Origin of the sequence: Mesorhizobium terrae, assembly GCF_008727715.1 — a bacterium.
Lineage (GTDB): Bacteria > Pseudomonadota > Alphaproteobacteria > Rhizobiales > Rhizobiaceae > Mesorhizobium > Mesorhizobium terrae.
The window spans coordinates 5,690,657-5,715,003 of record NZ_CP044218.1; the positions used below are offsets into that span (position 1 = coordinate 5,690,657).

Below are 24,347 nucleotides of genomic sequence, written 5' to 3' on the forward strand. Positions count from 1 at the left end.
AGGCATTAGCCGAAACGACCGAGAAAAATCGCCGGCCTCCCATCCACACTTTGCCGGCGCCCCGCTTCAAAACCCGGCCCATGGCGCGGGAACGTTTCCGCGCGTGCCATGGCGAAAAACCCTTCGTTAACCATGCCGGTTCAGGATCAACCCTCAGTCAGCGGGATATGCTCTTGAAAGGCCGCACGCGACAGTTCCACCGCATCCTGACGCTGGCAGCGGGCCTGGTGGCGGGCACTGGTGCCGGTGCGGCATCCGACTTCTCCGAACCATGGAAGAAGGACGACCGGGCACTCGTCATCGACGCTTATGAATACAACCCCATCGACTGGCCGGCGCTTGCCTCCGACAAGCGCATTGTCGGCTTCATCAACAAGGCCTCCGACGGGCTGCCGCCACCTTATGCATGCGGCGGCACCGACACCGAGCAGCGGCTGTGCAAGGCGTTGTGGAAACGCCACGCGGTGGCACGCGAACTGTTCCAGACGCGCAAGGTGGTGGCACGGGCGCTCGGCCTGCAATGGGGCGCCTATCATCTGGCGCGGCCGGGCAACCCGGTCGAACAGGCCGATAGTTTCGTCGATTTCGCCGATCCCAGCCCCGACGATCTTCTGGCCATCGACATCGAGGACAACGACCCGCAGAAATGGATGTCACTGGACGACGCCGAGGAATTCGTGCGGCAGGTGCACCGCCGCGTCGGCCGTTTCCCGATCCTCTACACCAATGAGGTGACGGCCAGCCACATCGCCGCCAACCGCTACCGCTACCGACTCTTGTCGCGCCTGCCGCTCTGGTACGCGCGCTACAAGCCGGAAGTCGGCGCCTCGTTCCCGAAAGGCCACTGGAACGGCTACGCGCTCTGGCAATTCGCCGCCCAGGCCAATTGCGGCCGTGTCGCCTGCCCCTACCGACCGGCGGGAACGCCGATGGACATCGACGTCAATGTGGCGCCCATGGATGCCGGCGAACTGCGCCGGCAATGGCCGTTCGGCGGCCTGATCGACGTACCGGCCGATTATCTGGCCAGCGTGCCGGTGCCGCTGTCACGCGAGGCTGGGCTGCGCGGCGAAAGGCTCACCTATGCTGCCGTTGCCGCCCCGCCGACGCTGGATGAACTGGTCGCCGTGCTGAAGGCGCGCTGGACATCCTTCCGGGACGGCTTCCGCAAGCCGCCGCTTGTGGCGGCCAACAGGCTGTCCAACCCGCTGCGCGGCATCGCTGGCTATGTCGCGGAGATGCGCCAGCGCATCCATCCCGCCCTCGTCTCCGAGGCTGCCCCGCCGGTGGGCATAGACCCCGTCACCACCGGTTCGATCGGCCCGAAACCCGCACCCGCCCTGCCCTTCGCCGGACGCTGACCTGTGCGACACGGAAGGTCCGGGCGGAAAGCTCAGCGCCGAACCGGCGCGCGCACCACTTCGCCGTCTTCCTTGATGAAGTCGCCGATGTCGGGATTGGCCAGCACTTCCAGCACCCGCTCCGAGGGCCTGGCCAGCACCGCGCCCTTTTCCGTCACCACGATCGGCCGGTTGATGAGGATCGGGTGCTCCATCATGAAATTGAGGAGCTCCTCGTCGCTCCATCTTGGATCGTAGAGGCGAAGCTCGGTGTACGGCGTGTCTTTCTGGCGCAACATCTGGCGGGGCGTCATGCCCATCTGCCGGATCAGCTCGACCAGCCTGCCGCGCGAGGGCGGCGTCTTCAGATATTCGATGATCTCGGGTTCCTCGCCGGAGGCGCGGATCATGGCCAGCGCGTTGCGCGAGGTGCCGCAGTCGGGATTGTGGTAGATGATGATGCTCATCGTCCCGCTTCTCGCTCGACCGCCCGCCATCCGATGTCGCGGCGGCAGAAGCCCTGCGGCCAGTCGATGCGATCGACGGCGGCATAGGCCTGACGCTGCGCTTCGCCGACCGTCGCGCCGGTGGCCGTGACATTGAGCACGCGGCCGCCATTGGCGACCAGCGCACCGGCATTGATGGCGGTGCCAGCGTGGAAGATCTGGGTACCATCGCCCCGCTCGCCATCGATGCCGCGGATGACCGAGCCCTTTTCCGGCGCGCCGGGATAACCCTGGGCGGCCATGACGACGGTGAGCGCCGCTTCGTCCCGCCAGCGCACCGACATATGCGAAAGCTGGCCGTCGGCCGCGGCATTGAGAAGGACCAGCAGATCGTCCTTCAGCCGCATCATCAAGACCTGGCATTCCGGATCGCCGAAGCGAGTATTGTATTCGATCAGTTTGGGACCGTTCTCGTCGATCATCAGCCCGGCGAACAAAACGCCGGCGAAGGGCGAGCCGAGTTCGGCCATACCGCGCATGGTCGGCTCGATGATCTCGCGCATGGTGCGCTCGATTATTTCAGGCGTCATCACCGGCGCCGGCGAATAGGCGCCCATGCCGCCGGTGTTGGGTCCAATATCGCCGTCGCCGACACGCTTGTGGTCCTGCGCGGTGCCAAAAGGCAGCGCCGTGGTGCCGTCGCACAGGCAGAAGAAGCTCGCCTCCTCGCCGGTCAGGAATTCCTCGACCACGACTTCGGCGCCAGCGCTGCCGAAGGAGCCGTCGAAACAGGCATTCAGCCCATCCAGCGCCTCGGCCAGCGTCATGGCGACGGTCACGCCCTTGCCGGCGGCCAGCCCGTCGGCCTTGATGACGATCGGCGCGCCGACCTTTTCGACATAGGCGCGCGCGGCCGCCAGATTGTCGAAGCGGCCATAGGCGGCGGTCGGAATATCAAAGCGGGCGCACAGGTCCTTGGTGAAGCCTTTCGAGCCCTCCAGCCTGGCCGCCGCCTTGGACGGTCCGAACACGCGGATGCCGGCAGCGCGCAAATCGTCGGCGATGCCCGCCACCAGCGGCGCTTCAGGGCCGACGACGACGAGATCGATCTTCATGTCGCGGCAGAAGCCGGCGACGGCGACATGGTTGGAAATGTCGAGCGCGACCAGTTCGGCCTGTTGGGCGATGCCGGGATTGCCGGGTGCTGCGTAGAGCTTGGTCAGGAGTGGCGAGGCGGCGAGCTTCCAGGCCAGCGCATGTTCGCGGCCGCCGGAACCGAGGAGAAGAACTTTCATGCCGAATACCTCGCGCTCACCCATATCGCCCGGCTCTGGCTATTGGCGATGGCGCGGCAGGTCAAGGCAAGATGGCGCCTTTCAACCGCAACGGCATTGTCGGGCGCCCACCGCCGGCCTATCTGGGATCGACGACAAGAAGGGAAAGCCATGCCGATCACCATCGAACGTGCCCATCCTCTGCTTTTCGCCGCGGCCGGCAAGGCCGATTTCAGCTTCAGGGTCGACGCCTATTACGAACCGGCCTTTGGCCGGCCGGTGGCCGAATGGCAACGCATTCCGGTCGAGCCCTATGTGAAAACCTATGACGAGCTGGAAGAGGAGGACGAGGAGCAGGAATGGGACGAAGACAGCGCGCTGTTCGTCGCCCTGCTCGATAATCGGCCGATCGGGCGGCTTTCGGTGACGCGCAACTGGAACGCTTATGGCCTGCTCGACGACTTCGGCGTCGACAGCGCCCATCGTGGCAGCGGCATCGGCGGCAGGCTGTTCGAGCAGGCCAAGGCCTGGGCGGAGGCCGATGGCCTGCCCGGACTGACGCTTGAAACGCAGAACAACAACCTGAACGCCTGCCGCTTCTACGAACGCCAGGGCTTCGAGCTCGGCGGGTTCGACCGCTTCTTCTACCGGGGGCTCTGTCCCGACACGCGCGAGATCGCGCTGTTCTGGTATCTGCCCTTCAGGCGGTGAAGCTTGGGCCCGACCGGCGGGGCACGGTTAATGTGAGTGGCGCCAGGCCGCCGAGACATCGTGTCTGCTTGACGCCCGCGCGGCAGCCTGTCACTCCAAGCCAATGGAAACCATACAGTCGAAATCGGCTCAGGGCCGCGTCGCCGACGCGCCGAGCGGGCACTGGGTCTACCGCGTTCTGCCGCGCTGGCTGTGGCCCTATGCCCAGCTCGCCCGCTGGGACCGACCGATCGGCTGGCAGCTGCTTTTGTGGCCGTGCTGGTGGTCGGCGGCACTTGCCGCCAGCGCCTATGCGCGCGTCGACGACACGCTGCTGTCGCTCCTGCCGCTGCCGTCGACGCTGATCCTGTTCCTGCTCGGCGCCATCGCCATGCGCGGTGCCGGCTGCACCTACAACGACATCGTCGACGAGGACATCGACAACCAGGTCGAGCGCACCCGCTCGCGCCCGCTGCCGTCGGGCAAGGTCAGCCGTCGGCAGGCCTGGATATTCCTGGTGCTGCAGGCGCTGGTCGGGCTGGTGGTGCTACTGCAGTTCAACGGCTTCGCCATCCTGCTCGGGGTCTGCTCGCTGGCCGTCGTCGCGGTCTACCCGTTCATGAAGCGCTTCACCAACTGGCCGCAATTCGTGCTTGGTCTCGCCTTTTCCTGGGGCGCGCTGATGGGCTGGGCCAGCGAATTCGCCGACCTCGATGCGCCGGCCTTCCTGCTCTATATCGGCTCCATCCTGTGGGTGATTGGCTACGACACGATCTACGCCCACCAGGACAAGGAAGACGACGCCATCGTCGGCGTGCGCTCCACCGCCCGGCTGTTCGGCGACAACACCAAATCCTGGCTGGTCGGCCTCTATGCCGGCGCGCTGATGTGTTTCGCCGTCGCCTTTGCCTCGGCGCAGGCACCGGTGGTGGCGCTCGCCGGCCTGATCGCAGCCGGCGCGCATATGGCTCGCCAGATCATCACGCTGGACATCGACAATCCGGACCAATGCCTGAAGCTGTTCAAGTCGAACAACCAGGTCGGCTGGCTGATCTTCCTTGGCCTGATCGGCGGCGCCATCTGGGTGGCAGTGAAGCCGCTGATGTAAGCGAAGGCGCACCGCGCGAGAGTTCGAGGCGCTGGAAACTCGAAAAGCCGGTCGCCCGGCTTTTCATGCTCCGGACGGGCAAGTCCCTACTGGCGGGCGATGATCTCCTCGCCGCCGATAACCAGCCTGAGACCCAGATCGCCGGTGCGGCGGCGGGCCAGGAAGCGCGGGCGGCGCGTGGTGGAGATGCGGCCCTTGCGACGATCGCGCGGCGGCTGCGTCTTGATGGCGGCGCCGAGCGATTCCTCCAGCGTGCGGGCGACACCGTCCGCCTCGATCAGCAGCATCGGCAGGCCGAAGGCTTCGGCCCAGGCGCGCCAGTCGGCCGCGATATCGTCGAGGTCGTCGGCGACCAGCAGCGGCACCGACAGCATCGGATCGCTGTGCAAAAGCTCCAGCGTCACCGTGACATTGCCGTCCTCATCTTCCATGGCGCGAGCGGCAACGCCACGGAACGCGCGCGCCGGCAGGGCGATGACCACCGGCATGCCGCTCATCTGCAGCGTGCGGCGCATGATGGCACCGCGCCGGTCGATGGTGAGCGTGATGTCGCCGACGTCGTCGCGGGCGGCGTAGCTGACCATCTGCGGCAGGCGAAATGGGTCGAGGCGCATATTGCGCCCAGCCCAGACTGGCTTCAGTCCGGTGTTCATGAAATGCCTTCCTGTCTCTCCTGAGAGCCGGGTTCCCGGTCATCTCCGTGCGGGTTTTCCCGCCTCGTTATGGGAAGAGACTAGCGCTGGCGCCTTACCGCCCCGCTTAAGAAAGTCGGTTAAATTTTGCTGATCTGACAGATGGTTATCGGATTGCAACCAAGAACTATGCTTTGAAAGGATCAGATAACCTTGCCGGGATTCATGATGCCTGCCGGATCGAAGGCGGCCTTTACCCGGCGCATCAGGTCGATGGCCATCGGCGGCGCAGTGGCGATCAGTTCGTCGCGCTTCAACTGGCCGATGCCGTGCTCGGCCGAGATGGAGCCGTTCAGCGAACGCACGACATCGTGCACGGCCTTGTTCATGGGCTTGTAGAGATCGAGGAAGGCCTCATCGTCGCCATCCAGCGGACGCGAGATGTTGTAGTGCAGGTTGCCGTCGCCCATGTGGCCGAAGCAGACGATGCGAGCGCCGGCGCTGACCGAGGCGACCGCCTTCGCCGCGCGCTCGATGAAGGTCGGGATCGTGGCGATCGGCACCGATATGTCGTGCTTGATGGAAGCGCCTTCCGCCTTCTGCGTTTCCGGCAGGGTTTCGCGGAAATTCCAGAAGGCATCGGCCTGGGAAAGGCTGGCCGCGATGACGGCGTCGTCGGCCAGGCCCTTTTCCAACCCTTCCGACAGGATATCTTCGATCAACGCCCTGGCATCCTCAGCGGAGCGACCGGACGAAACCTGCATCAGCACATACCAGGGCCAGTCGTCGGCCAGTGGCCGGGTGACGCCGGCGCCGTGGCGCAGCGTGAAATCATAGGGCGTCCTGGCGATCAGCTCGAAGGCGGTCAGCGCCGGGCCGGCATGGTCCTCGGCGAGACTGAACAAAGCAAGGGCTGCTTCCGGCGACGGCAGACCGACAAAGGCGACCTCCCTGCCCTTCGGCTTGGGAAACAGTTTCATGACGGCGGCGGTGATGACACCCAGCGTGCCTTCGGCGCCGACGAACAGGTTCTTCAGATCGTAGCCGGTGTTGTCCTTCTTCAGCTTGCGCAGGTCGTCGAAAATCTCACCGGTCGGCAGCACCACCTCGACACCGAGGCAGAGTTCACGCGCGTTGCCATAGGCAAGCACGCCGGTGCCGCCGGCATTGGAAGAAAGATTGCCGCCGATCTGGCACGAGCCCTGGGCGGCCAGCGACAGCGGAAATAGCCGGTCGGCGGCGTCGGCCGCTTCCTGCAGCACCTGCAGGATGACACCGGCCTCGACGGTAGCTGTGTTCGATCTGACGTCGATCTCGCGGATACGATTTAGCCTGGACAGCGACAGAACGATCTGATGGCCCGAGGCGTCCGGCACCTGCGCGCCGACAAGGCCGGTGTTGCCGCTCTGCGGGACGACCGGCGTGCGCGTTTCGGTGGCTAGCCGCATGACGCGGCTGACTTCTTCGACGCTGCCGGGGCGCAGCACCAGCGAGGTGCGGCCATGCCACAGGCCGCGGCGCTCGGCGAGATACGGGGCGATGTTGGCCTGATCACGCAGGGCGTAGCGGTCACCGACGATGGCGGCGAAACGCTGGACAAGATCGGCGGACGGTTGGGAAAGCGTATCGGTCATCGGGCGGGACAAAATTCCAAACGGATCGAAACGGGAAGCAGCCGCATCTTGGCCCAGCCGGTGCGATGTCGTCCAGCACGCGACCGTAAAATCAGGCCCGATTTCCGGAAAGGATGATGCGCCAGGGCGAGGCGTTGCAGCGTCCCCAGCAAACCGTGACGACGCGCGGCGCCCTAGGCTCCGGCGAGCGGTTCGTCGCGCGGAGCGGCCGCGCGGGCAAGCCGGTCGTTAATCGCCTCGCCAAGACCGTCGAACGGCACCGGCTCGACCGCTATGGCCGCTACCTTTGAGCGGTCGAGTTCCTGCATGAAGGAGAACAAATTGGCCGCTGCCTCCGCAAGGTCGCCGCGCTCCGACAGGTTTTTTATCGCAACAGCATCCCGCCAGCCTTCGGCACGCGCCGGGCCGAAGGCGAGCAGCGCCTCGCCAGCCCGCACCTCGCCGGCATCCAGCCGCATCGCCGCGCGCGGCGCATAGTGCGAGGCAAGCATGCCCGGCGCCTGGATGCCGGTGGCGCCGCGCCGCAGCCGCACGCCGGCTATCGCCTCGATATCGGCGGCGGCGATGCCGCCCGGCCGCAGAAGATGCAGTCCGTCGGCATCGACCTTGACGATGGTCGATTCCAGCCCGACCGGCGTGGCGCCGCCATCGACGACCAGCTTGATACGCGGGCCGAGATCGGCAGCGACCGCCTCAGCGGTGGTGGCGCTTATGCGGCCCGAGGAATTGGCCGAGGGCGCTGCCAGCGGCCGGCCGAGCCGGCCGATCAGCTCGCCGCCAAAACCTTTCGGCATACGCAGCGCGACGGTGTCCAGCCCGGCGGTGACCAGGGGATGAATGCCGGCGCCTTCGCGCAGCGGCAAGACGAGGGTAAGCGGGCCCGGCCAGAAGGCTTCGGCGAGTTTGCGCGACAGCGGGTCGAAACCGGCGATGCGTTCGGCCATGGCGATATCGGCGACATGAGCGATCAGCGGGTTGAAGCGCGGCCGGCCCTTGGCCTCGAAGATGCGGGTGACGGCCGCGCCATTGGTGGCATCGCCGGCGAGGCCGTAGACAGTCTCGGTCGGGATGGCTACGACCGCGCCGGCGTTGAGCAATGCCAGCGCCTGTTCCATCGCATCGCGGACGGCAAGGATTTCAGCCATGTTTCGAACCTTCTTCGAGGCGGCTGCGTAATACGGCTGGCCGCGCCCGGCAAGCCTTTGGCCGCGAAAACGCCGACCGCTAAAATGCAAAGGATCGGCGAAAGCCGGCATCAAGGTGCCTGCTTTATGCTCATGGCAGGCATTGGGTATGGGCGGGGGTTCAATATGCGCAGCGTCGCGATCGCGGTCTTCATGGTTTGCACGGCAGGCGCCGCGCAGGCATCGTCGCTCGTCTATTTCAAGGAAGAAAAACCAGCCTCGACCCCGTCGGTGCTCTTCGTCGGCATTGATGGGCAACAGGCGACGCTTTCGTCAGTGATTTCTATGGGCGAGGCGCAACCGCCCGTTACTGGCGAGACAGTCTCGGCCATTCCGGTCGATCGCGGACCCGAAAGCGCGCCGATGGTAATCCGAGACGGTGTGGTGGGCAGCGCGCTGCCGCGCCATATGACGAAACCGGCCGTGGCCCAAAGCACGAACGCCGCCAAACCAATTCCGGCCAAGGCCGATGGAAAACTGCCGGCTTCCGGCAAACTCAAGCCGGAAGCGCTGCGTTAAACAAACCATCAGAGCGGCAAGGCGGCATCGCCGCCCTGCCCCGGCGAAAAGCTTCAGGCCGCGGCCTTGGCTTCTTCCTCGCCATCGTCTTCGTGGTCGGTTTCTTCTTCGTCCTCGGCGGTTTCCTCGCCGTCCTCGGTGTCTTCGCCTTCTTCGTCCTCGTCTTCCGCTTCTTCGTCGTCGTGATCGTCCTCGTCGTCGGACATCACCACTTCATCGTCGTCGCGGCCGGCCAGTTCGTGTTCCGGCGTGGCTTCGAGCAGCGCCTCGTCAGAGGCCAGGATATCGTCCAGCAATTCAGGTTCGGCAACGAATGTCATGAAAGCCTCCGTGGGTTCGAGTGAACACCCGAAATGTCCCACGCCGACATCATCGCCATATGACTGTAAGCCGGCTCGCGCGGCTATTTTACAAGTCCCTGAAATGCCTCGCCGGAGCGCCCGGGGGGGCTCCGATTTCCGGCTATCAGCCGGCGATCTTGGAGAAATCGGCGACCCGGTCGGTGGCGGCGCGGATGCGTGACAAGAGCGCAAGACGATTCGCCCGCACGGCGACATCCTCTTCATTGACCAGGACCTTGTCGAAGAAGGTATCGACAGGTTCGCGGAGCGCGCTGAGCGCCACCATGGCTGCGGAAAAATCTTCCTTGCCAATGGCTTCGCCGGCCCGCGCTTCCGCCTGATCGATCGCGGAAAACAGCTTCTTTTCGGCATCCTCGCGGAACAATGCCGGGTCGACGGCGGCGGCGACCGCCGTGCCCTTCTTTTCCTCAGCGGCGAGGATGTTGGCGGCGCGCTTGGTGCCGGCGAGCAGGTTCTTGCCGTCCTCGGTGTCGAGCAGCTTGCCCAGTGCCTCGACGCGGCGAACGACGGTCAACAGATCGTCGGCATCCGGCGTGATGACGGCGTCGATCAGGTCATGCCGCGCGCCCTGGTCACGGAGATAGACTTTCAAGCGGTCGTGGAAGAAGGAGAGGAGGTTGGCGCGAGCAGAGCCTACTACCCAGTTCATCGCGACGCCAGATGCCGCTTGATCTTCCGCAACGGCTCTCGTGACTTCTTTGAAACTTGGACTTGTACTCTTTTTGAGTTCGACGCCTATCAATTCGGCTCGATCCGAGACTCTCTGCTTCTCAACACCAACTCTAGCGAAATATTGGTCTGAGATGAGGTTGTTGGCGGTATGGAAGGAAAGGTTCAGCCCCAACCGCACCTCATTCTCAACGACAATCCTGATCACGCCCAACGCCGCTCTCCGCAGCGCATAAGGGTCCTTGGAGCCGGTCGGCTTCTCGTCGATGGCCCAGAAGCCGACCAGCGTGTCGAGCTTGTCGGCCAGCGCTACCGAAACCGAAACCGGATCGGTCGGCACGCGGTCGGACGGGCCTTGCGGCTTGTAATGTTCCTCGATCGCCGCGGCGACGGAGATGCTCTCGCCTTGCAGCAACGCGTATTTGCGGCCCATGGCGCCCTGCAATTCCGGGAACTCGCCGACCACTTCGGTCTGCAGATCGGCCTTGGCCAGCACCGCCGCGCGCTGGGCCTGCGCCGGCTCGGCACCAACGACCGGCGCGACCTCGGTTGCCAGCCTGCGGATGCGCTGGACGCGTTCGCCCTGCGTGCCAAGCTTGGCGTGGAAAGTGACGTTGAGGTGATCGAGCCGCGCCATGCGCTGGTCGAGTGGCTTTTTCAGATCGAGACCGAACTTGGCCGCCGAACCCTCCAGCGCGCCAAGGTCCGGCAGATCGCCCTGATCGGTGTGCCAGAAATAGAGCGCGTCCGACAGGCGCGCACGCACCACCTTGCCGTTGCCATGCGCGATCTCGGCGCCGCCATCCTTCGCCTCGATGTTGGCGGTGAGGATGAAGCGGTTGGACAGGTTCTCCGCCTCACCTTGCGGGCGGGTGACGAAACACTTCTGGTTGGCGCGGATGGTGAGGCGGATCACTTCCGGCGGAATGGCCAAAAAGTCCTGCTCGAATTCGCCCATCAAGACGACCGGCCATTCGACCAGGCCGGAAACTTCCTCCAGCAGGCCCTCGTCCTCGACAAGGTCGAGCCCGTTGGCGAAGGCAAGGTTGCGGGCGTCGGCCAGGATGATCTCCTTGCGCCGCTCGGCGTCGATGACGACCTTGGCCGCGTCGAGCTTCGCCGCATAGTCGTCGAAGCGCTTGACCGTGATGGCGCCTGGCGCATGGAAGCGGTGGCCATAGGTGACATTGCCGGCGCGGATGCCGTCGATCTCGAAATCGACCACCACCGGCTCCTCGGTCTCGGGGCCGAAGGTGCAGACGATGGATTGCAGCGGACGTACCCAGCGCAGCGCGCCGGGCTTGGCCGAGGCGGGGCCCCAGCGCATCGACTTCGGCCACGGGAAGGTGCGGATGATGGCCGGCACCAGCTCGGCGATGACCTCCTCGGCGGCGCGGCCGGGCTTGGAGATGTGGGCGACGTAGAAGTCGCCCTTCTTCGGGTCGGCATGGACATGCGCCTCGGCGACGGAGGCGAGGCCGGCCTTGCGCAGGAAACCCTGGATGGCCTGCTCCGGCGCCTTGGTGGACGGGCCCTTGATTTCCTCGCGCACATCCTTGGAGCGCGCGGTGAGCCCGCGGACGTCGAGCGTCAGCCGGCGCGGCGTCCAGTATTCGCGTGCCGCTTCGTAGGTCAGACCTGCCTCGACCAGACCGTCAGTCAGCATCTTCTTCAGGTCGCCGGCAGCCTTGCGCTGCATGCGCGCTGGGATTTCCTCGGAACGGAGTTCAAGCAGAAGATCGGGCATGGTCGGTCTCAAACGGGATGGCTGGCGCGGCAATAGCAAGTCGCCCGCGCCCTGTCACCCTCGGTGCATGGCCACGAGCCTTTGAAAATTTCGCGGGGCATGTCGGCAAGCGGCGGCCTGAGCCGTCCTAAGGGCACAGCGACATCATCGAAACGAAGCGCCGGGCGGGCTTCCGCCCGGACGGGAAACCATTGGCTGAAGACCATGAAGACCGCATCGACATTGCTGCAGATCCTGGCGCTTGGCGCGTGCTTTACAGCGCAGGTGCACGGTGCATTGGCAATGCCTGGCACCCGCAGGGCGCTCCAGATACTCGCGACCTCTGCCCACTTCACCCCAGTACAATCTTTACGCTAACGCCTACTCCATCCTGCACAGCGACGCCCACTTCAGCTCTCAATGATGGGAAGGCAGGGAGCCAAGCAGTGGCTGAAGATCACGCCATTCCTCTCGGTAGCCAGGCTGCCAGGGAAATGCCCCAGATCGGCTGTCGGGATAGATCAATTGCAATACAGGAAAGGGTTTTCGGTCGTAGAACCAACTGGTCCATGTCGTGTATTCGCGATCTCGGTCCGGTGAATCCACGCGAAGGAAAGTCACGGGATGGCCTTCCACAAATCCGTCGTAAAACGCGCCCGGAGACACACTCTCACCGGCATGGGCCCGATTCCCATATTCATTGATGACGAAATGGGCGACATCCAGAGCAAGACTGAAGACAATCAGTTCGGGCATGCCGGTCAAACGGAAGATACCCGTGGAATAGGCAAAGCCCGGGCTGTCCACGTCGGCGCCAACCATCATCACGTGCCAGCGATAGCGCTCGATGATGCTAAGGAATTCTCGCTCCGCATCGTCTGTTGGTTGTGGCACAGCTTCGCCTCACGCCGCCAAACCACCCGCATCGGTGAGCAGAAACGCCTCGCCACAGGCTTTGGCCAGGTTGCGCACGCGCAGAATGTAGCTCTGGCGTTCCGTGACCGAAATGACGCCGCGCGCGTCGAGCAGATTGAAGACGTGGCTGGCCTTGATGCACTGGTCGTAGGCCGGGAACACCATCTTGTGCATGGCGATGTTGGTGTTCGAGGCCGGCGCACCGGCATCGAGCAGCGCCTTGCACTCGGCCTCGGCATCCTCGAAATGGCGCAAAAGCATGGCCGTGTTGGCGTGTTCGAAATTGTGACGCGAATATTCCTGCTCGGCCTGCAGGAAGACCTCGCCGTAGGACACGCGGTCCGGCCCTTCCATGCCATTGAAGTTCAGGTCGTAGACATTGTCGACGCCCTGTACATACATGGCCAACCGCTCCAGCCCGTAGGTCAGTTCGCCGGCGACCGGCGCGCATTCGATGCCGCAGACCTGCTGGAAATAGGTGAACTGCGACACTTCCATGCCGTCGCACCAGCACTCCCAGCCGAGGCCCCAGGCGCCGAGCGTCGGGCTTTCCCAATCGTCCTCGACGAAGCGGATGTCGTGCAGCAGCGGGTCGATGCCGATCGCTTTCAGCGAGCCGAGATAGAGCTCCTGCAGGTTCGGCGGATTGGGCTTCAGGATGACCTGATACTGATAGTAGTGCTGCAGCCGGTTCGGGTTCTCGCCGTAGCGGCCGTCCTTCGGCCGGCGCGACGGCTGTACATAGGCAGCGTTCCAGCGGCGTGGACCGAGCGCCCGCAACGTCGTCGCCGGGTGGAAGGTACCGGCGCCCACTTCCATGTCGTAGGGCTGCAGGATGACACAACCATGCGCGGCCCAGTAATTATGCAGGGTCAGGATCAGGCCCTGGAACGAGCGCTTGGGATCGAGATTTGCTGGAAGTTCGGCGGTCACGGCGGCCTCGATGGGTGCTGCGGAATGCGCCACTCCCTAGTGCCCTGCTCTGAGAGCGTCAAGGCAAGTGGTGGTGGAAGGAAGACGCTGATCTTCCCCTCACCGGAGTTCGATACCTGCAACGAAGCTCGAAAAGCCAAGCAGTTAGCTTAGGGATTCACCTGCCGGGCGCCCGCTGCCTGCGACAGCTCCCCAGCGTTCGAGCCCTTTGGAAGGTCCACCGGACCTTCCAATTCGCTACATGGCCGCTTCCCGGCCCCTCGCAGGCTCAGGGCGTTCGAAGCTCGAAAAGCCAAGCAATTGGCTTTTCGTCCGCTAACGCGGACCGCTTCTCACCCCTTCGGGGGCTTGGGCTTCGGGGCTTCCTGCGCGGTCTTGTTCTCGAGCGGCGGCAGGCCCTTAAGCAATTTCTGCTCGACCGAGGCCAGCACGTCGGGCTCCGGCTTCAGGTCGCGCGCGTGGCGCCACTGGAACGTGGCTTCGAGCTTGCGGCCGACGCGCCAGTAGACGTCGCCCAGATGGTCGTTCAGCACCGGGTCTTCCGGCTTCAGCTGCACGGCGCGTTCCATTTCGCGCACAGCGTCATCGTAGCGGCCGAGCTTGTAGTAGGCCCAACCTAGCGAATCGACGATGTATCCATCGCTCGGCCGCAGGTCGGCGGCCTTCTTGATCATATCCAGCGCTTCCTTGAGGTTGGTGCCCATGTCCACCCAGGAATAACCGAGATAGTTCAACACCTGCGGCTGGTTCGGGTAGAGCTCGAGCGCCTTGCGGAAATTCGGCTCGGCCTTGGGCCATTCCTTGACCCGCTCGTAAGCGATGCCGCGCTGGTAGAAGATATTCCAGTCGGCCTTGGTCGGCTTTTTCAGCGCCGCGACCGCCCTGTCGTAGAGATCGGCGGCCGAGCGGAAATCCTGCTTGGAGGAATAAACGCCGCCGAGCGCCATATAGCCGCGCATGTCTCCGGGATTGGCCTCGACCAGCGTCTTCAGCTGCGCGATCGCCTCGTCGTTGCGGCCGAGATCGGCGAGGTTCAGGCCGGTCTGCAGCTCCGACACTTCCTTCAACGGCGAGGATGCCGGGATGCGACGGTAGAACTCGATGGCGCGGTTGCCGTCCTTGAGCTGCTCGGCCACGGCGGCAAGCTGCACCAGCACGGCGTCGCCGTCCGGCTTCAACGCCAGCGCGTATTCGAGATAAAGCCGCACGAAGGGCTCGCCGCCGCCACGGTTAAGCGCGGTGGCGAGATCGAGCAAAATCTCGGACGCGCCGTCGGCGGGGCCGGCGACAAGCGGTTCGGGTTTGTCGCCCTTGTTGATCTTGTCGCGCAGCGCCGCGATCTCGACCTTGCCGGAACCGAATTCCTCCGCCTGCTTGAGCACGGACAGCGCCTTTTCCTTGTCGCCCTGGCGGGCCAGGAAGGTGGCGTAAGCCTGGGCGGCGCGCATCCAGGTCTCGGGTGCCGCGCTGCCGGCGGCGGTGTTGCCTATCGCTTCGGAATAGGCCGCGTCGGCCTTGTCGTTCAGCCCGGCCGCCTCGGCGATCAGCCCACGATGGAACGACTTGAACAGGCCGAACCATTCAGGTCCTTCCAGCTTGCGCACATAATCGATGGCATCGGCGCCCTGGCCGGCCCCTTGCATCGCCCAGCCGGTCATGACGCCGGAAATCAGCTTGTCGAGATCGGCACCGAGCGAGAGCTTCAGCCAGTACTGAGCCTTGGCGAAGTCCTTCTTCTTGAAGCTGTCGACCGCCAGCGCCAGACGCGAGAAACGCTCGACATCCGGCACTTCCTTCAGTTTGTCGGCATAAGGCAGCGATTCCTCGAAGCGACCCTGCGCGATCAGCGACAACATCAGGCTCTGCTGCAGCTGCGTGTCCTCGGGCGCGAAGGCCAATGCCTGCTTGTAATAGGCGATGGCGTTGTCGAGATCGTTGTCGTTCTCGGCGATCCTGGCCGAAAGATAGGCACCCGAAAACGAATTGATTTCAACGGGATCCGTCGCCTGGCTTGCCAGGCCGGCCTGCGTCTGCGCCACAAGACCAGCGAGAAGGGCCAGGCCCGAGAGCCAGCGAACACGTCTTTGCCGCATCGTAATCCTTTCTGGCAGGCAATCACCCGCTCCGGCGGGGATCGCCAAAGAATCCATCATTCCGGTCAAGCATGGCCTTTTTGGGGTCGCGCATCAATCCGACTCGCGGTCACAATGCGGACATCCCCTTAACAAAGCATGGCGCGGCAGTCCGCTCCGCCGAGGGCGAACCCGGGCCCGTCCAGACCGGTGGCCATTGACGCGGCCGGCCGCGTTTCACGTCAGTTGACGCGGCTGATGCAGAAATCGATGACGTCTATCAGCGCCGCCTTCTGCGGCGTCTTTTCCAGCGGCGCCAGCGCGTCGCGGGCGATCTCGCCGAAGTGGCGGGCGCGGCTGATCGTGTCGGAGATCGCGCCATGGCGGGTCATCAGGCCAATCGCCTTCTCCAACCCGGCATCGTCGGCGACATTCTCCTCGATGGCGCGTTTCCAGAAGGTGCGCTCGGCCGCCGTGCCGCGCCGATAGGCGAGGATCACCGGCAGCGTCACCTTGCCCTCGCGGAAGTCGTCGCCGACATTCTTGCCGAGGTCCTTGCTCGAACCGCCATAGTCCAGCGCATCGTCGATGAGCTGGAAGGCAAGGCCGAGATTCATGCCATAGGAACGCAGCGCCGCGCGGTCGGTACGCGAGGCGCAGGCGATCACCGGGCCAACTTCGGCGGCGGCGGAGAACAGCGCCGCGGTCTTCGCCTTGATGACCGCGAAATGCTCGTCCTCGGTCGTATCGAGGTTCTTGGCGGCCGCGAGTTGCATCACCTCGCCTTCGGCGATGATGGAGGCGGCGGTGGAAAGAATATCGAGTGCGTCCAGCGAACCGACCTCGACCATCATGCGGAAGGCCTGACCGAGCAAAAAGTCGCCTACCAGCACGCTCGCCTGGTTGCCCCAGATCATGCGCGCCGTCTTCTTGCCACGCCGCATGCCACTCTCGTCGACCACGTCATCATGGAGCAGCGTGGCTGTATGCATGAACTCGACGCTGGTCGCCAGCTTGACGTGGCCATCGCCGGAATAGCCGAACATCTGCGCGGCCGCCAAGGTCAGCATCGGTCGCAACCGCTTGCCGCCCGAGGAAATCAGGTGATTGGCGATCTCGGGAATCATCTGCACGTCGGAACCGGCCTTGGACAGGATCAACTCGTTGACGCGGCCCATATCAGCGGCCGTCAGGTCGATCAGATCCTTGATCGATGCGGCTTCCCGCTTCCCGTCTTCGAGATTGAGAACGACACCCACAACCATACTCCCGTCCGCCGCGCGACCGTACACTGCCTTGATTTAGACTCTAGCGGCGTGCGCGTATACGGCAAGTGGCGAATTGGCGCGGGCCGCAGGACGGGACGTCCGACGGTGCCGTTTACATCGTTGATCCAAACTGCGATTTTGCCGCCATGATCGAGCTCCTGCGCACCAATGATGCTGTCATCATCTCCTTTGTCGAATCGCTGATGCGCGACGCCGGCATCGGTTTTCTCACCGCCGACCAGAATATGAGCGTGCTCGACGGGTCGATCGGCATCCTGCCGCGCCGTGTCCTGGTCGAGAGCGATCGTATCGACGAAGCGCGGCGGATCCTGACCGACGCTGGCATCGCCGACGAAATCCGCCGGACATGACGGCGACGGCGCCCGGCGCGGTTCCCGAGCACACGGTCGATGCCTTCCATCGCGGCGGCTTCTGGCTGGTGCAGCCGGCCAAGGGCGGACACCGCGCCGGCATGGACGCCATGATGCTGGCAGCAGCCGTCCCGTCCGATTTCTGCGGACAGGTGGCTGACTTCGGCGCCGGCGCGGGTGCTGCCGGTCTCGCCGTGGTCTCGCGCTGCGAGCGCGCCCGGGCAACGCTTGTCGAACGATCATCTGATATGGCCGCTTTCGCCGAGGCGTCGCTCGGCCATCCGGCGAACCAGCATCTCAGCGACCGGGTGGAGGTGTTGCGCGCCGACGTGACGCTTGTCGGCAAGGCAAGGACCGCCGCCGGGCTGGCCGACAACAAATTCGATTTCGCCATCATGAATCCGCCGTTCAATGCCGGCGAAGACCGCGCAACGCCCGATGCCTTGCGGCGCGAGGCGCATGTGATGGACGACGGGCTGTTCGAGGCCTGGGTGCGCAGCGCCGCCGCCGTGGTCAAGCCGCGCGGCGGGATCGCGATCATCGCGCGACCCGAATCGCTTGTCGCGATCCTCGACGCGCTGGCGGGCCGGTTCGGCAGCGCCCAGATCATACCGGTGCATCCGCGTGCCGATCAGGCCGCGATCCGCATCGTCCTGCGTGCCTTTCTCGGTTTGCGCGGCAAGCTCGCCTTGCTGCCGCCGCTCGTCCTGCACGACGCGAACCACAAGGGCCTGCTGCCGCGCGCGGACGCCATCAGCAACGGAGTGGCCTCGCTTTTCGGAGATTGAACCGGCTTCGCCATTGCCGTCGCATGGCGAATGCCTACATGCCACAGGCTCAAACCATGGGCTCAAACTGGAGAACCGCATCCCGTGCGTCGCCTTTTAAACCCCATCCTGCCGAAATCCTGGCGCTCCACCGATGTCGTTGTGCCTGTCATCAGGCTGCATGGCGCGATCATGGCAGGCGGCAGCCAGTTCCGGCCGAGCCTGTCGCTGGCTTCCACCGCGGGCCTGATCGAAAAGGCATTCTCCTTCCCCGGTCCGACCGTGGCGATCTCGATCAATTCGCCCGGCGGCTCGCCGGTGCAGTCGCGGCTGATCTACAAGCGCATCCGCGACCTGGCGGCCGAGAAGAACAAGCAGGTCCTGGTCTTCGTCGAGGATATCGCGGCCTCCGGCGGCTACATGATCGCGGTCGCCGGCGACGAGATCATTGCCGACCCCTCCTCCATCGTCGGCTCGATTGGCGTCATTTCGGGCACGTTCGGCTTCACCGACCTGATCAAGAAGATCGGCGTCGAGCGCCGCGTGCACACCGCCGGCCGGAACAAGTCTTCCATGGACCCGTTCCAACCGGAGAAGAAGGAAGACGTCGAGCGGCTGGAAACGCTGATGCTGGAGGTGCACGAGACCTTCATCGATCTCGTCAGGGAACGGCGCGCGGCGAAGCTGGCGGACGATCCGGACCTGTTCACCGGCCTGTTCTGGTCCGGCAAGAAGGGGCAGGAACTCGGCCTTGTCGATTCCCTCGGCGACATGCGCGGCGTGCTCAAGCAGCGTTTCGGCCCGAAGACGCAACTCCGGCTGGTCACCCAGCCGCGCGGACTGTTCAGCCGCTTCGGGCTGTTCGGATCGTCGCAGAGCCTCACGGCTCCCGCCGTGGCCGCGGCAGGCGTCGATGCCCTGTTCGATGCGGCGGAAGAACGCGCATTGTGGAGCCGTTTCGGCCTTTGAAAAGCCACGGGAACGGTCTACGATAATTTCTTGCCCGACCTGAACCTCCGCGATGGAGGGCCATTGAGGAAGGAGTTTTGACATGCCGCAGATCGTCTTCTTCATCGTCGTCGGCGTCGTCGCCTATGTTGGATATCGTTCCTTCATCAAGGAAGCCGAGCGCGTGACCGCCAAGGTGCGGCGCGCCGAGCAGCAACGGGCCAACGGCACGATGGGAACCCTGGTGAAGGATCCCAAGACCGGCGAATACCGGCTGGCCAAGGATTGAGCACCGCAGAACTCGACCCCGCAGTTAGAGATGCTGCCGTGGACGCCCGCCTGGCGCCCGCGAAGATCAATCTTGCACTGCATGTCACCGGCAAGCGAGATGACGGCTATCACGTCATCGAAAGCCTGGCTGTGTTCACCCGTTTCGGCGACCGCGTCGAGGCGCAAGGCGCGGAGCAGGACCGCTTTGACATCTCCGGTCGGTTTGCCGGCCTGGTGCCGGCCGACGAGACCAATCTGATCCTCAAGGCGCGCGACGCGCTGCGCGACCATGTCGGCCCGCTGAAGGCACCGGCAGTCGCCATCACCCTTGAAAAAAACCTGCCAGTCGCCTCCGGCGTCGGCGGCGGTTCCAGCGATGCGGCGGCGACGCTGCGCGCGCTGGCCTCGATCTGGAACCTCGACATCGGCGAAGCGGAACTGGCGCGGATCGGCTTTTCGCTCGGCGCCGACCTGCCGATGTGCCTCAAGGCGCAGCCATTGCTGGCTCATGGCGCCGGCGAAACTGTCTCGACGGTAGCCGATTTCCCAGCTTTGGGGCTGGTTCTGGTCAATCCCGGCGTTGCGGTCGGCACAGCCGCAGTTTTCGCAACGCTTGCGCGCCGCGACAATGAAGGTCTGCCGCCGCTGCCCAAGGCAATCGACTTCCACAGCTTGCGCGGCTGGCTTGAAATAACACGCAACGACCTTGAACCCGCCGCCGAGGCAATCGCGCCGCTGATCGGCAAGGCAAGGGCGGCATTGCTGAAAGCCGGGGCAGGTTTTGCCCGCATGTCCGGCTCGGGCGCCACCTGTTTCGGCCTGTTCGAGACCGGCAACGTCGCCAAGCGTGCGGCGGCCACCATCCGAACGCGCCACCCAGACTGGTTCGTTGCAGCGACACGCTCAATGGCATCGGAAGGTTCCGCACATGAACACGCCTGATCTCGGCCGGCCGTTCATTCCGATCCGCATCGCAGTGCTGACCGTCTCCGACACACGCAACCTCGCCGACGACAAATCCGGCCAGACACTGGCCGACCGCATTGTCGAAGCCGGGCACGTGCTGGCGGACCGCGCGATCGTCACCGACGATCGCGACAAGATACGCGACAAGGTTCTGGGCTGGTCGGAGGACCCCACTATCGACGTGGTCATTACCACCGGCGGCACCGGCTTCACCGGGCGCGACGTGACGCCGGAGGCGCTGGAGCCGATTTTCGAGAAGCGCATGGACGGCTTCTCGGAAGTCTTCCACCGCATCTCCTACGACAAGATCGGCACCTCGACGATCCAGTCCCGGACGACGGCCGGCGTCGTCAACGCCACCTTCGTCTTCGCGCTGCCGGGCTCGCCCGGTGCTTGCAAGGATGCCTGGGACGGCATCCTCAAGGCGCAGTTCGACTACCGCCACATGCCGTGCAATTTCGTGGAAATCATGCCCAGGCTGGATGAACACCTGAAGCGCGGCAGCGGCAAAAGCGCCTGAACCTCAAGGCCGGCGGAAAGCGGTCGGACCGCCATAGAGATAGCCGATGCGGGCGACCGCTTCCTTCAGCCCCTCGCGCGCCACGGTCATGGTGTGGCCGTTTGCGTGGATCATCATCTCGGCATCGGTCATGATCGCGACATGGCCTTTCCAGAACACCAGATCGCCGCGCTTCAAGCCGGAATAGTCCGGCCCGATGTCGAGTAGCTCTCCCAGAGCCGAGACCTGCATATCAGTGTCGCGCAACACATCGCGGCCGGCCATGCGCATGGAAAGCTGCACCAGACCCGAGCAGTCGATGCCGAAACCCGAGACACCGCCCCAGAGATAGGGCGTGCCGAGGAACATCTCGGCGACCGAGACATAATCCGGCGCATGATCGCCGATCGGCAGCAGATGGCCGGCAATCATTGTTTCGCTCGACGCCAGCACAGCGTAACGGGTGCCCCGCGTCTCGGCAGCCCCGGTGACCGCCACGGTCGATCCCATCGACAATTGCCCGCTACGCGGGAAGCGCAGGTCCGGCCCCGGATAGACGAAGGTGCGCGGCGCCGAGACGATGTGGGTTGGGGCAGCCTCGCGACCGCTGAGTTCCGCCGCCGCGACATAGCCGACATAGCCGTCGCGCTCGCCCTGCACCCAGGCCCAGCCTTCCGCCTCGTCGAAAATCAGCACCTCGTCACCGAACAGGAACTGCGTGTCGATGCCGGAATCAGCACGTGGCGCGCGGCGCAGATCGGCGACCGCGACGGAAATGCGGGCCGGTCGGCCGGTAACAAAGCGTTCCGCCGCCACCTCGCCCTTCAGGCGAATATCGGCAAGATCGGTGCGAAAGGCGTGCAGGCGAGCGTCATGGGCAGTCAAATCGGTAACTCTGCTGTTCGGGGTCAGATCGGCAATTCATGGGCCTTGGCGATGATATCATCGCCAAGGCGCTCGACATAGAGCGCCCCTTCCACAGTGCGCTTGACCAGGACATTGCGCTTGTCGAGCTCGTCGCGATGGCGCGAAACGAACTTGAGGGCGCCCATCGTGTCGAGCGCCCGGGTGATGACAGGCTTGGTGACGTCGAGCCGGACCGCCAGCGCGCGGATCGTATGCGGCGGCGGTTCGAGATAGATGGTGAGCAGGATCGCGAGCTGCCGCGCGGTGAGGTCCGGCGCGTCGTCACGCACCTGAGACAGCATGACCTGCTGCCACAGTCGCAAGGCCTGGCTGGGGCGCAGCGAAATCGACATCCCTCCAGTATGACGGGAAATCGTTTCGCTTCCGTTTCAGTCAAACGGCAGGAGTGGCTGCAAATGCCGCCCTTACCCGCCGGGCGCGATACCATCAGCCAAAGCGCCCCGAAATGACCCGTTCCAGCGCGCGGATCGCCTGCGCCTCGCCGCCGGCTGGCCCGTAGGCACGCTCGGACGGGTTCCAGGCGAAAATATCGAAATGCGCCCAGCTTTGCGCCTTCTCCACGAAGCGCTTGAGGAAAAGCGCGGCGGTAATCGAACCGGCGAAACTGTCGGGGGTGACGTTGTTGATGTCGGCCACCTTGGAGGCGAGCTTCCCGTCATAGGCCTTCCACAAAGGCATGCGCCACAACGGGTCCTCGACCGCAACGGCCGCCGCGGCCAGCTCGCCGGCAAGCGTCTCGTCATCGGTATAGAAAGGCGGCAGATCGGGGCCGAGCGCCACCCGCGCCGCGCCGGTCAGCGTCGCCATATCGACCAGCAGTTCCGGCTTTTCATCGTCGGCAAGCGCCAGTGCGTCAGCCAGCACAAGGCGGCCCTCGGCATCGGTATTGCCGATCTCGACGGTGATGCCCTTGCGGCTGGTGAGTACGTCACCCGGCCGGAAGGCGTTGGCGGAGATCGAATTCTCGACGGCCGGAATGAGCACGCGCAGCCTGACCTTCAAGCCCGCCGCCATGATCATCGAGGCAAGCCCCAGCACATTGGCCGCGCCGCCCATGTCCTTCTTCATCAGAAGCATCGAGGCCGACGGCTTGATGTCGAGACCGCCGGTGTCGAAGCATACCCCTTTGCCGACCAATGTCACTTTTGGCGCATTTTTCAGCCCCCAGGTCAGATCGATCAGCCGTGGCGCCTCGGCCGAGGCACGGCCGACGGCATGGATCATCGGAAAGTTCTTTTTCAACAAATCGTCGCCCTTGGTCACCGCGACATCGGCCTTGTGCCGGCGCGCCAGTGTCCGCACGGCCTGTTCCAGCGCTTCCGGGCCCATGTCGCTGGTCGGTGTGTTGACGAGATCCCGGACAAGGTGGACGGCCTCCACGAGGCTGGCGACGCGCGCCGCGTCCGCGCCCGCAGGCAAGACAAAACGCAGCGCCTTGCCCGGTTTCTTGCCGTAGCGGGTGAACACATAACCGCCGAGCGCCAGAGCCAGGGCCGCGAGTTCCGGATCGGCCGGAACATCGGCGAAATGCCAATCGCCCTCCGGCAGCGCCTTAGCCAGGGCGCCGAGTTGCAGCGATCCCTCGCCGTGGCCGAACAGCGCGCCGCTCAGCTCTCCGTCCTTGCCAGGCAGAACCAGCGTCTTGCCCGCCTCGCCCAAAAAACCGTTGGCCTTGGCCCATGCAAGAGCTTGCGGCGAAAGACCTGCTGTCTCCAGACCGTCCTTGCGAACCAGATGGACGGGCAAGGCCTTGCGCGGTTTCTTTTCGACAAGCTCGACAGGCATTTTCAACGCTCCAACTACGCCGCAGACTCGGCGCTATTAACGATCCATTAGGGTTAACAGAATATTTCTCGGCTAGGGAAGACGGCCGGCGAACGGCCCCCGGAAGAATGGAGCCCGCCCCCATGCCCATCACCCTCCCCGCCAGCGCGACCGGCAAGCGGCTGCTGACCGCCGCTTTCGTGGCCGTGCTTGCCGTGGGTGTTGCGGGCTGCGGCACCGACCGGATGTCGACCGGCTCGATCGGCCGCACCAGCGGCAAGCCGGTGGAACTGATGAGCTCCGGCGAATTGCGCGATGCCACGGCCCGCTTGGGTCAGTCCTATGCGAGCAATCCGACCGACAAGAACATCGCGCTAAAGTATGCGACGGTGCTGCAGATGAACGGCGACGCCGATCAGTCGCTGGCGGTGATGCGCAAGCTGGCCATTTCCTATCCGAAGGACCGCGACGTGCTTGCCGCCTATGGCAAGGCACTGGCCGCCAACGGCCAGTTCGAACCGGCGCTGGACGCGGTGCGCCGCGCGCAGACGCCGGAATATCCGGACTGGAGACTGGTGTCGGCCGAAGGCGCCATCCTCGACCAGCTCGGCCAGCGCGACGAAGCGCGCCAGCTCTACCGCAAGGCGCAGGACCTGAAACCGAACGAGCCATCAATCCTGTCCAATCTCGGCATGTCCTACCTGCTGGAAGGTGATTTGCGCACAGCCGAAACTTATCTCCGGTCGGCCTCCTCGCAGCCCAACGCCGACAGCCGCGTGCGCCAGAACCTGGCACTTGCCGTCGGCCTGCAAGGCCGCTTCGACGAGGCTGAAAAGATCGCCTCGCAGGAATTGTCGCCCGAGCAGGCACAGGCCAATGTCGCCTATCTCAGACAGATGCTTTCGCAGCAGAACGCCTGGAATCAGCTGAAGGCGCAGGACAAGTCCAAGTCGCAGGCCGCCAAGGCGGTCAACTAGCGACGCCCGGCCGCAACGGGCGCATGGCCAAGACAAAGGCCAAGCTCACAGCAACACTCCGAAACCCGCCGAAGAGGCGTCGCGGC

The 24,347-nt window shown here is 64.6% G+C and carries 25 protein-coding genes; 11 read left to right on the forward strand and 14 right to left on the reverse strand.

Translation table 11 applies throughout. From position 1 onward, the window contains the following. Positions 1–167: 167 nt before the first annotated feature. Entirely contained in the window at positions 168–1,361 is a 1,194-nt protein-coding gene (locus tag FZF13_RS28525) for a glycoside hydrolase family 25 protein (RefSeq protein ID WP_036254933.1), read from the forward strand. 32 nt (positions 1,362–1,393) lie between these two features. Here the strand turns inward: FZF13_RS28525 and arsC are convergent, their stop codons facing one another. Together arsC and purD are read right to left on the reverse strand one after the other, a co-directional pair. After that, on the reverse strand, positions 1,394–1,807 hold the full coding sequence (gene arsC / locus FZF13_RS28530) for an arsenate reductase (glutaredoxin) (RefSeq protein WP_024926665.1): 414 nt from the start codon (positions 1,805–1,807) through the stop codon (positions 1,394–1,396). After that, positions 1,804–3,081: a phosphoribosylamine--glycine ligase gene (gene purD, locus FZF13_RS28535; RefSeq protein WP_024926664.1), complete on the reverse strand. Its 1,278-nt coding sequence runs from the start codon at positions 3,079–3,081 to the stop codon at positions 1,804–1,806. The genes arsC and purD overlap by 4 nt, the downstream gene beginning before the upstream one ends. Before the next feature lie 150 nt (positions 3,082–3,231). On the opposite strand from purD, the gene FZF13_RS28540 reads away from it, so the two are divergent. Further along, positions 3,232–3,771 (forward strand): GNAT family N-acetyltransferase, encoded by a 540-nt coding sequence (locus FZF13_RS28540; RefSeq protein WP_024926663.1) that lies wholly within the window; start codon positions 3,232–3,234, stop codon positions 3,769–3,771. Positions 3,772–3,874: 103 nt separating this feature from the next. Next, positions 3,875–4,858 (forward strand): 4-hydroxybenzoate octaprenyltransferase, encoded by a 984-nt coding sequence (gene ubiA, locus FZF13_RS28545; protein WP_024926662.1) that lies wholly within the window; start codon positions 3,875–3,877, stop codon positions 4,856–4,858. A gap of 86 nt (positions 4,859–4,944) precedes the next feature. Here the strand turns inward: ubiA and FZF13_RS28550 are convergent, their stop codons facing one another. The 3 genes from FZF13_RS28550 to FZF13_RS28560 all read right to left on the reverse strand — a co-directional run bounded on the left by FZF13_RS28550 (position 4,945) and on the right by FZF13_RS28560 (position 8,269). Continuing rightward, positions 4,945–5,511 carry a DUF6101 family protein gene (locus tag FZF13_RS28550; RefSeq protein WP_024926661.1) on the reverse strand — a complete coding sequence of 189 codons (567 nt, stop codon included), beginning with the start codon at positions 5,509–5,511 and terminating at the stop codon, positions 4,945–4,947. Positions 5,512–5,693: 182 nt separating this feature from the next. Further along, on the reverse strand, positions 5,694–7,124 hold the full coding sequence (locus tag FZF13_RS28555) for an FAD-binding oxidoreductase (protein ID WP_024926660.1): 1,431 nt from the start codon (positions 7,122–7,124) through the stop codon (positions 5,694–5,696). A gap of 173 nt (positions 7,125–7,297) precedes the next feature. Further along, on the reverse strand, positions 7,298–8,269 hold the full coding sequence (locus tag FZF13_RS28560) for an L-threonylcarbamoyladenylate synthase (RefSeq protein WP_024926659.1): 972 nt from the start codon (positions 8,267–8,269) through the stop codon (positions 7,298–7,300). A gap of 84 nt (positions 8,270–8,353) precedes the next feature. Between FZF13_RS28560 and FZF13_RS28565 the strand changes: the two genes are divergently transcribed. Beyond that, on the forward strand, positions 8,354–8,827 hold the full coding sequence (locus FZF13_RS28565; protein ID WP_137901186.1) for a hypothetical protein: 474 nt from the start codon (positions 8,354–8,356) through the stop codon (positions 8,825–8,827). A 53-nt stretch (positions 8,828–8,880) separates the two neighbouring features. Here FZF13_RS28565 and FZF13_RS29185 read toward each other — a convergent pair whose 3' ends face one another. From FZF13_RS29185 to FZF13_RS28595, 6 genes are all read right to left on the reverse strand, one after another. Next, positions 8,881–9,147 carry a hypothetical protein gene (locus tag FZF13_RS29185; protein WP_024926657.1) on the reverse strand — a complete coding sequence of 89 codons (267 nt, stop codon included), beginning with the start codon at positions 9,145–9,147 and terminating at the stop codon, positions 8,881–8,883. A gap of 145 nt (positions 9,148–9,292) precedes the next feature. After that, the gene (gene glyS / locus FZF13_RS28575; RefSeq protein WP_024926656.1) at positions 9,293–11,605 is read right to left on the reverse strand and encodes a glycine--tRNA ligase subunit beta; all 2,313 of its coding nucleotides are present in this window, start codon (positions 11,603–11,605) and stop codon (positions 9,293–9,295) included. 396 nt (positions 11,606–12,001) lie between these two features. Next, positions 12,002–12,478: a DUF4262 domain-containing protein gene (locus FZF13_RS28580; RefSeq protein WP_024926655.1), complete on the reverse strand. Its 477-nt coding sequence runs from the start codon at positions 12,476–12,478 to the stop codon at positions 12,002–12,004. Between the two features lie 9 nt (positions 12,479–12,487). Beyond that, positions 12,488–13,432 carry a glycine--tRNA ligase subunit alpha gene (locus FZF13_RS28585; protein WP_024926654.1) on the reverse strand — a complete coding sequence of 315 codons (945 nt, stop codon included), beginning with the start codon at positions 13,430–13,432 and terminating at the stop codon, positions 12,488–12,490. Between the two features lie 332 nt (positions 13,433–13,764). Next, positions 13,765–15,525, reverse strand: a complete 1,761-nt coding sequence (locus FZF13_RS28590) for a tetratricopeptide repeat protein (protein ID WP_024922346.1) — start codon at positions 15,523–15,525, stop codon at positions 13,765–13,767. A 221-nt stretch (positions 15,526–15,746) separates the two neighbouring features. Beyond that, positions 15,747–16,763: a polyprenyl synthetase family protein gene (locus tag FZF13_RS28595; RefSeq protein WP_024922345.1), complete on the reverse strand. Its 1,017-nt coding sequence runs from the start codon at positions 16,761–16,763 to the stop codon at positions 15,747–15,749. Between the two features lie 155 nt (positions 16,764–16,918). Between FZF13_RS28595 and FZF13_RS28600 the strand changes: the two genes are divergently transcribed. The 6 genes from FZF13_RS28600 (at position 16,919) to moaB (ending at position 20,614) form a co-directional block, all read left to right on the forward strand. Then, complete coding sequence (locus FZF13_RS28600; protein ID WP_024922344.1) at positions 16,919–17,143, forward strand: putative signal transducing protein; 225 nt, start codon at positions 16,919–16,921, stop codon at positions 17,141–17,143. Then, on the forward strand, positions 17,140–17,931 hold the full coding sequence (locus FZF13_RS28605) for a tRNA1(Val) (adenine(37)-N6)-methyltransferase (RefSeq protein WP_024922343.1): 792 nt from the start codon (positions 17,140–17,142) through the stop codon (positions 17,929–17,931). The genes FZF13_RS28600 and FZF13_RS28605 overlap by 4 nt, the downstream gene beginning before the upstream one ends. Before the next feature lie 84 nt (positions 17,932–18,015). Continuing rightward, complete coding sequence (locus tag FZF13_RS28610) at positions 18,016–18,879, forward strand: S49 family peptidase (RefSeq protein WP_024922342.1); 864 nt, start codon at positions 18,016–18,018, stop codon at positions 18,877–18,879. Between the two features lie 82 nt (positions 18,880–18,961). Continuing rightward, a complete protein-coding gene (locus FZF13_RS28615) occupies positions 18,962–19,147 on the forward strand; it encodes a hypothetical protein (protein ID WP_024922341.1) in 186 nt (61 codons plus the stop codon). 38 nt (positions 19,148–19,185) lie between these two features. After that, entirely contained in the window at positions 19,186–20,070 is an 885-nt protein-coding gene (locus tag FZF13_RS28620; RefSeq protein WP_024922340.1) for a 4-(cytidine 5'-diphospho)-2-C-methyl-D-erythritol kinase, read from the forward strand. Beyond that, entirely contained in the window at positions 20,057–20,614 is a 558-nt protein-coding gene (gene moaB, locus FZF13_RS28625; protein WP_024922339.1) for a molybdenum cofactor biosynthesis protein B, read from the forward strand. Before FZF13_RS28620 ends, moaB begins: the two co-directional genes overlap by 14 nt. Positions 20,615–20,617: 3 nt before the next feature. Here the strand turns inward: moaB and FZF13_RS28630 are convergent, their stop codons facing one another. The 3 genes from FZF13_RS28630 to FZF13_RS28640 all read right to left on the reverse strand — a co-directional run bounded on the left by FZF13_RS28630 (position 20,618) and on the right by FZF13_RS28640 (position 23,305). Then, on the reverse strand, positions 20,618–21,478 hold the full coding sequence (locus tag FZF13_RS28630; protein ID WP_024922338.1) for a C40 family peptidase: 861 nt from the start codon (positions 21,476–21,478) through the stop codon (positions 20,618–20,620). Positions 21,479–21,501: 23 nt separating this feature from the next. Continuing rightward, a complete protein-coding gene (locus tag FZF13_RS28635) occupies positions 21,502–21,852 on the reverse strand; it encodes a MarR family transcriptional regulator (protein ID WP_024922337.1) in 351 nt (116 codons plus the stop codon). Between the two features lie 94 nt (positions 21,853–21,946). Continuing rightward, positions 21,947–23,305 (reverse strand): leucyl aminopeptidase family protein, encoded by a 1,359-nt coding sequence (locus tag FZF13_RS28640; protein WP_024922336.1) that lies wholly within the window; start codon positions 23,303–23,305, stop codon positions 21,947–21,949. Between the two features lie 122 nt (positions 23,306–23,427). On the opposite strand from FZF13_RS28640, the gene FZF13_RS28645 reads away from it, so the two are divergent. Continuing rightward, positions 23,428–24,261, forward strand: coding sequence for a tetratricopeptide repeat protein (locus FZF13_RS28645; protein ID WP_024922335.1), 834 nt, complete (start codon positions 23,428–23,430; stop codon positions 24,259–24,261). The last annotated feature ends 86 nt before the right edge of the window (positions 24,262–24,347 follow it).

Bases quoted from the DNA above. Each gene is read 5' to 3' on its own strand.
- FZF13_RS28525 (WP_036254933.1), top strand. From the start codon at position 168: ATGCTCTTGAAAGGCCGCACGCGACAGTTCCACCGCATCCTGACGCTG.
- FZF13_RS28600 (WP_024922344.1), top strand. From the start codon at position 16,919: ATGATCGAGCTCCTGCGCACCAATGATGCTGTCATCATCTCCTTTGTC.
- moaB (WP_024922339.1), top strand. From the start codon at position 20,057: ATGAACACGCCTGATCTCGGCCGGCCGTTCATTCCGATCCGCATCGCA.
- FZF13_RS28645 (WP_024922335.1), top strand. From the start codon at position 23,428: ATGCCCATCACCCTCCCCGCCAGCGCGACCGGCAAGCGGCTGCTGACC.
- purD (WP_024926664.1), bottom strand. From the start codon at position 3,081: ATGAAAGTTCTTCTCCTCGGTTCCGGCGGCCGCGAACATGCGCTGGCC.
- FZF13_RS28635 (WP_024922337.1), bottom strand. From the start codon at position 21,852: ATGTCGATTTCGCTGCGCCCCAGCCAGGCCTTGCGACTGTGGCAGCAG.
- glyS (WP_024926656.1), bottom strand. From the start codon at position 11,605: ATGCCCGATCTTCTGCTTGAACTCCGTTCCGAGGAAATCCCAGCGCGC.
- FZF13_RS28605 (WP_024922343.1), top strand. From the start codon at position 17,140: ATGACGGCGACGGCGCCCGGCGCGGTTCCCGAGCACACGGTCGATGCC.
- ubiA (WP_024926662.1), top strand. From the start codon at position 3,875: ATGGAAACCATACAGTCGAAATCGGCTCAGGGCCGCGTCGCCGACGCG.
- FZF13_RS28560 (WP_024926659.1), bottom strand. From the start codon at position 8,269: ATGGCTGAAATCCTTGCCGTCCGCGATGCGATGGAACAGGCGCTGGCA.
- FZF13_RS28540 (WP_024926663.1), top strand. From the start codon at position 3,232: ATGCCGATCACCATCGAACGTGCCCATCCTCTGCTTTTCGCCGCGGCC.
- FZF13_RS28550 (WP_024926661.1), bottom strand. From the start codon at position 5,511: ATGAACACCGGACTGAAGCCAGTCTGGGCTGGGCGCAATATGCGCCTC.
- FZF13_RS28640 (WP_024922336.1), bottom strand. From the start codon at position 23,305: ATGCCTGTCGAGCTTGTCGAAAAGAAACCGCGCAAGGCCTTGCCCGTC.
- arsC (WP_024926665.1), bottom strand. From the start codon at position 1,807: ATGAGCATCATCATCTACCACAATCCCGACTGCGGCACCTCGCGCAAC.
- FZF13_RS28590 (WP_024922346.1), bottom strand. From the start codon at position 15,525: ATGCGGCAAAGACGTGTTCGCTGGCTCTCGGGCCTGGCCCTTCTCGCT.
- FZF13_RS28615 (WP_024922341.1), top strand. From the start codon at position 18,962: ATGCCGCAGATCGTCTTCTTCATCGTCGTCGGCGTCGTCGCCTATGTT.
- FZF13_RS28555 (WP_024926660.1), bottom strand. From the start codon at position 7,124: ATGACCGATACGCTTTCCCAACCGTCCGCCGATCTTGTCCAGCGTTTC.
- FZF13_RS29185 (WP_024926657.1), bottom strand. From the start codon at position 9,147: ATGACATTCGTTGCCGAACCTGAATTGCTGGACGATATCCTGGCCTCT.
- FZF13_RS28565 (WP_137901186.1), top strand. From the start codon at position 8,354: ATGCAAAGGATCGGCGAAAGCCGGCATCAAGGTGCCTGCTTTATGCTC.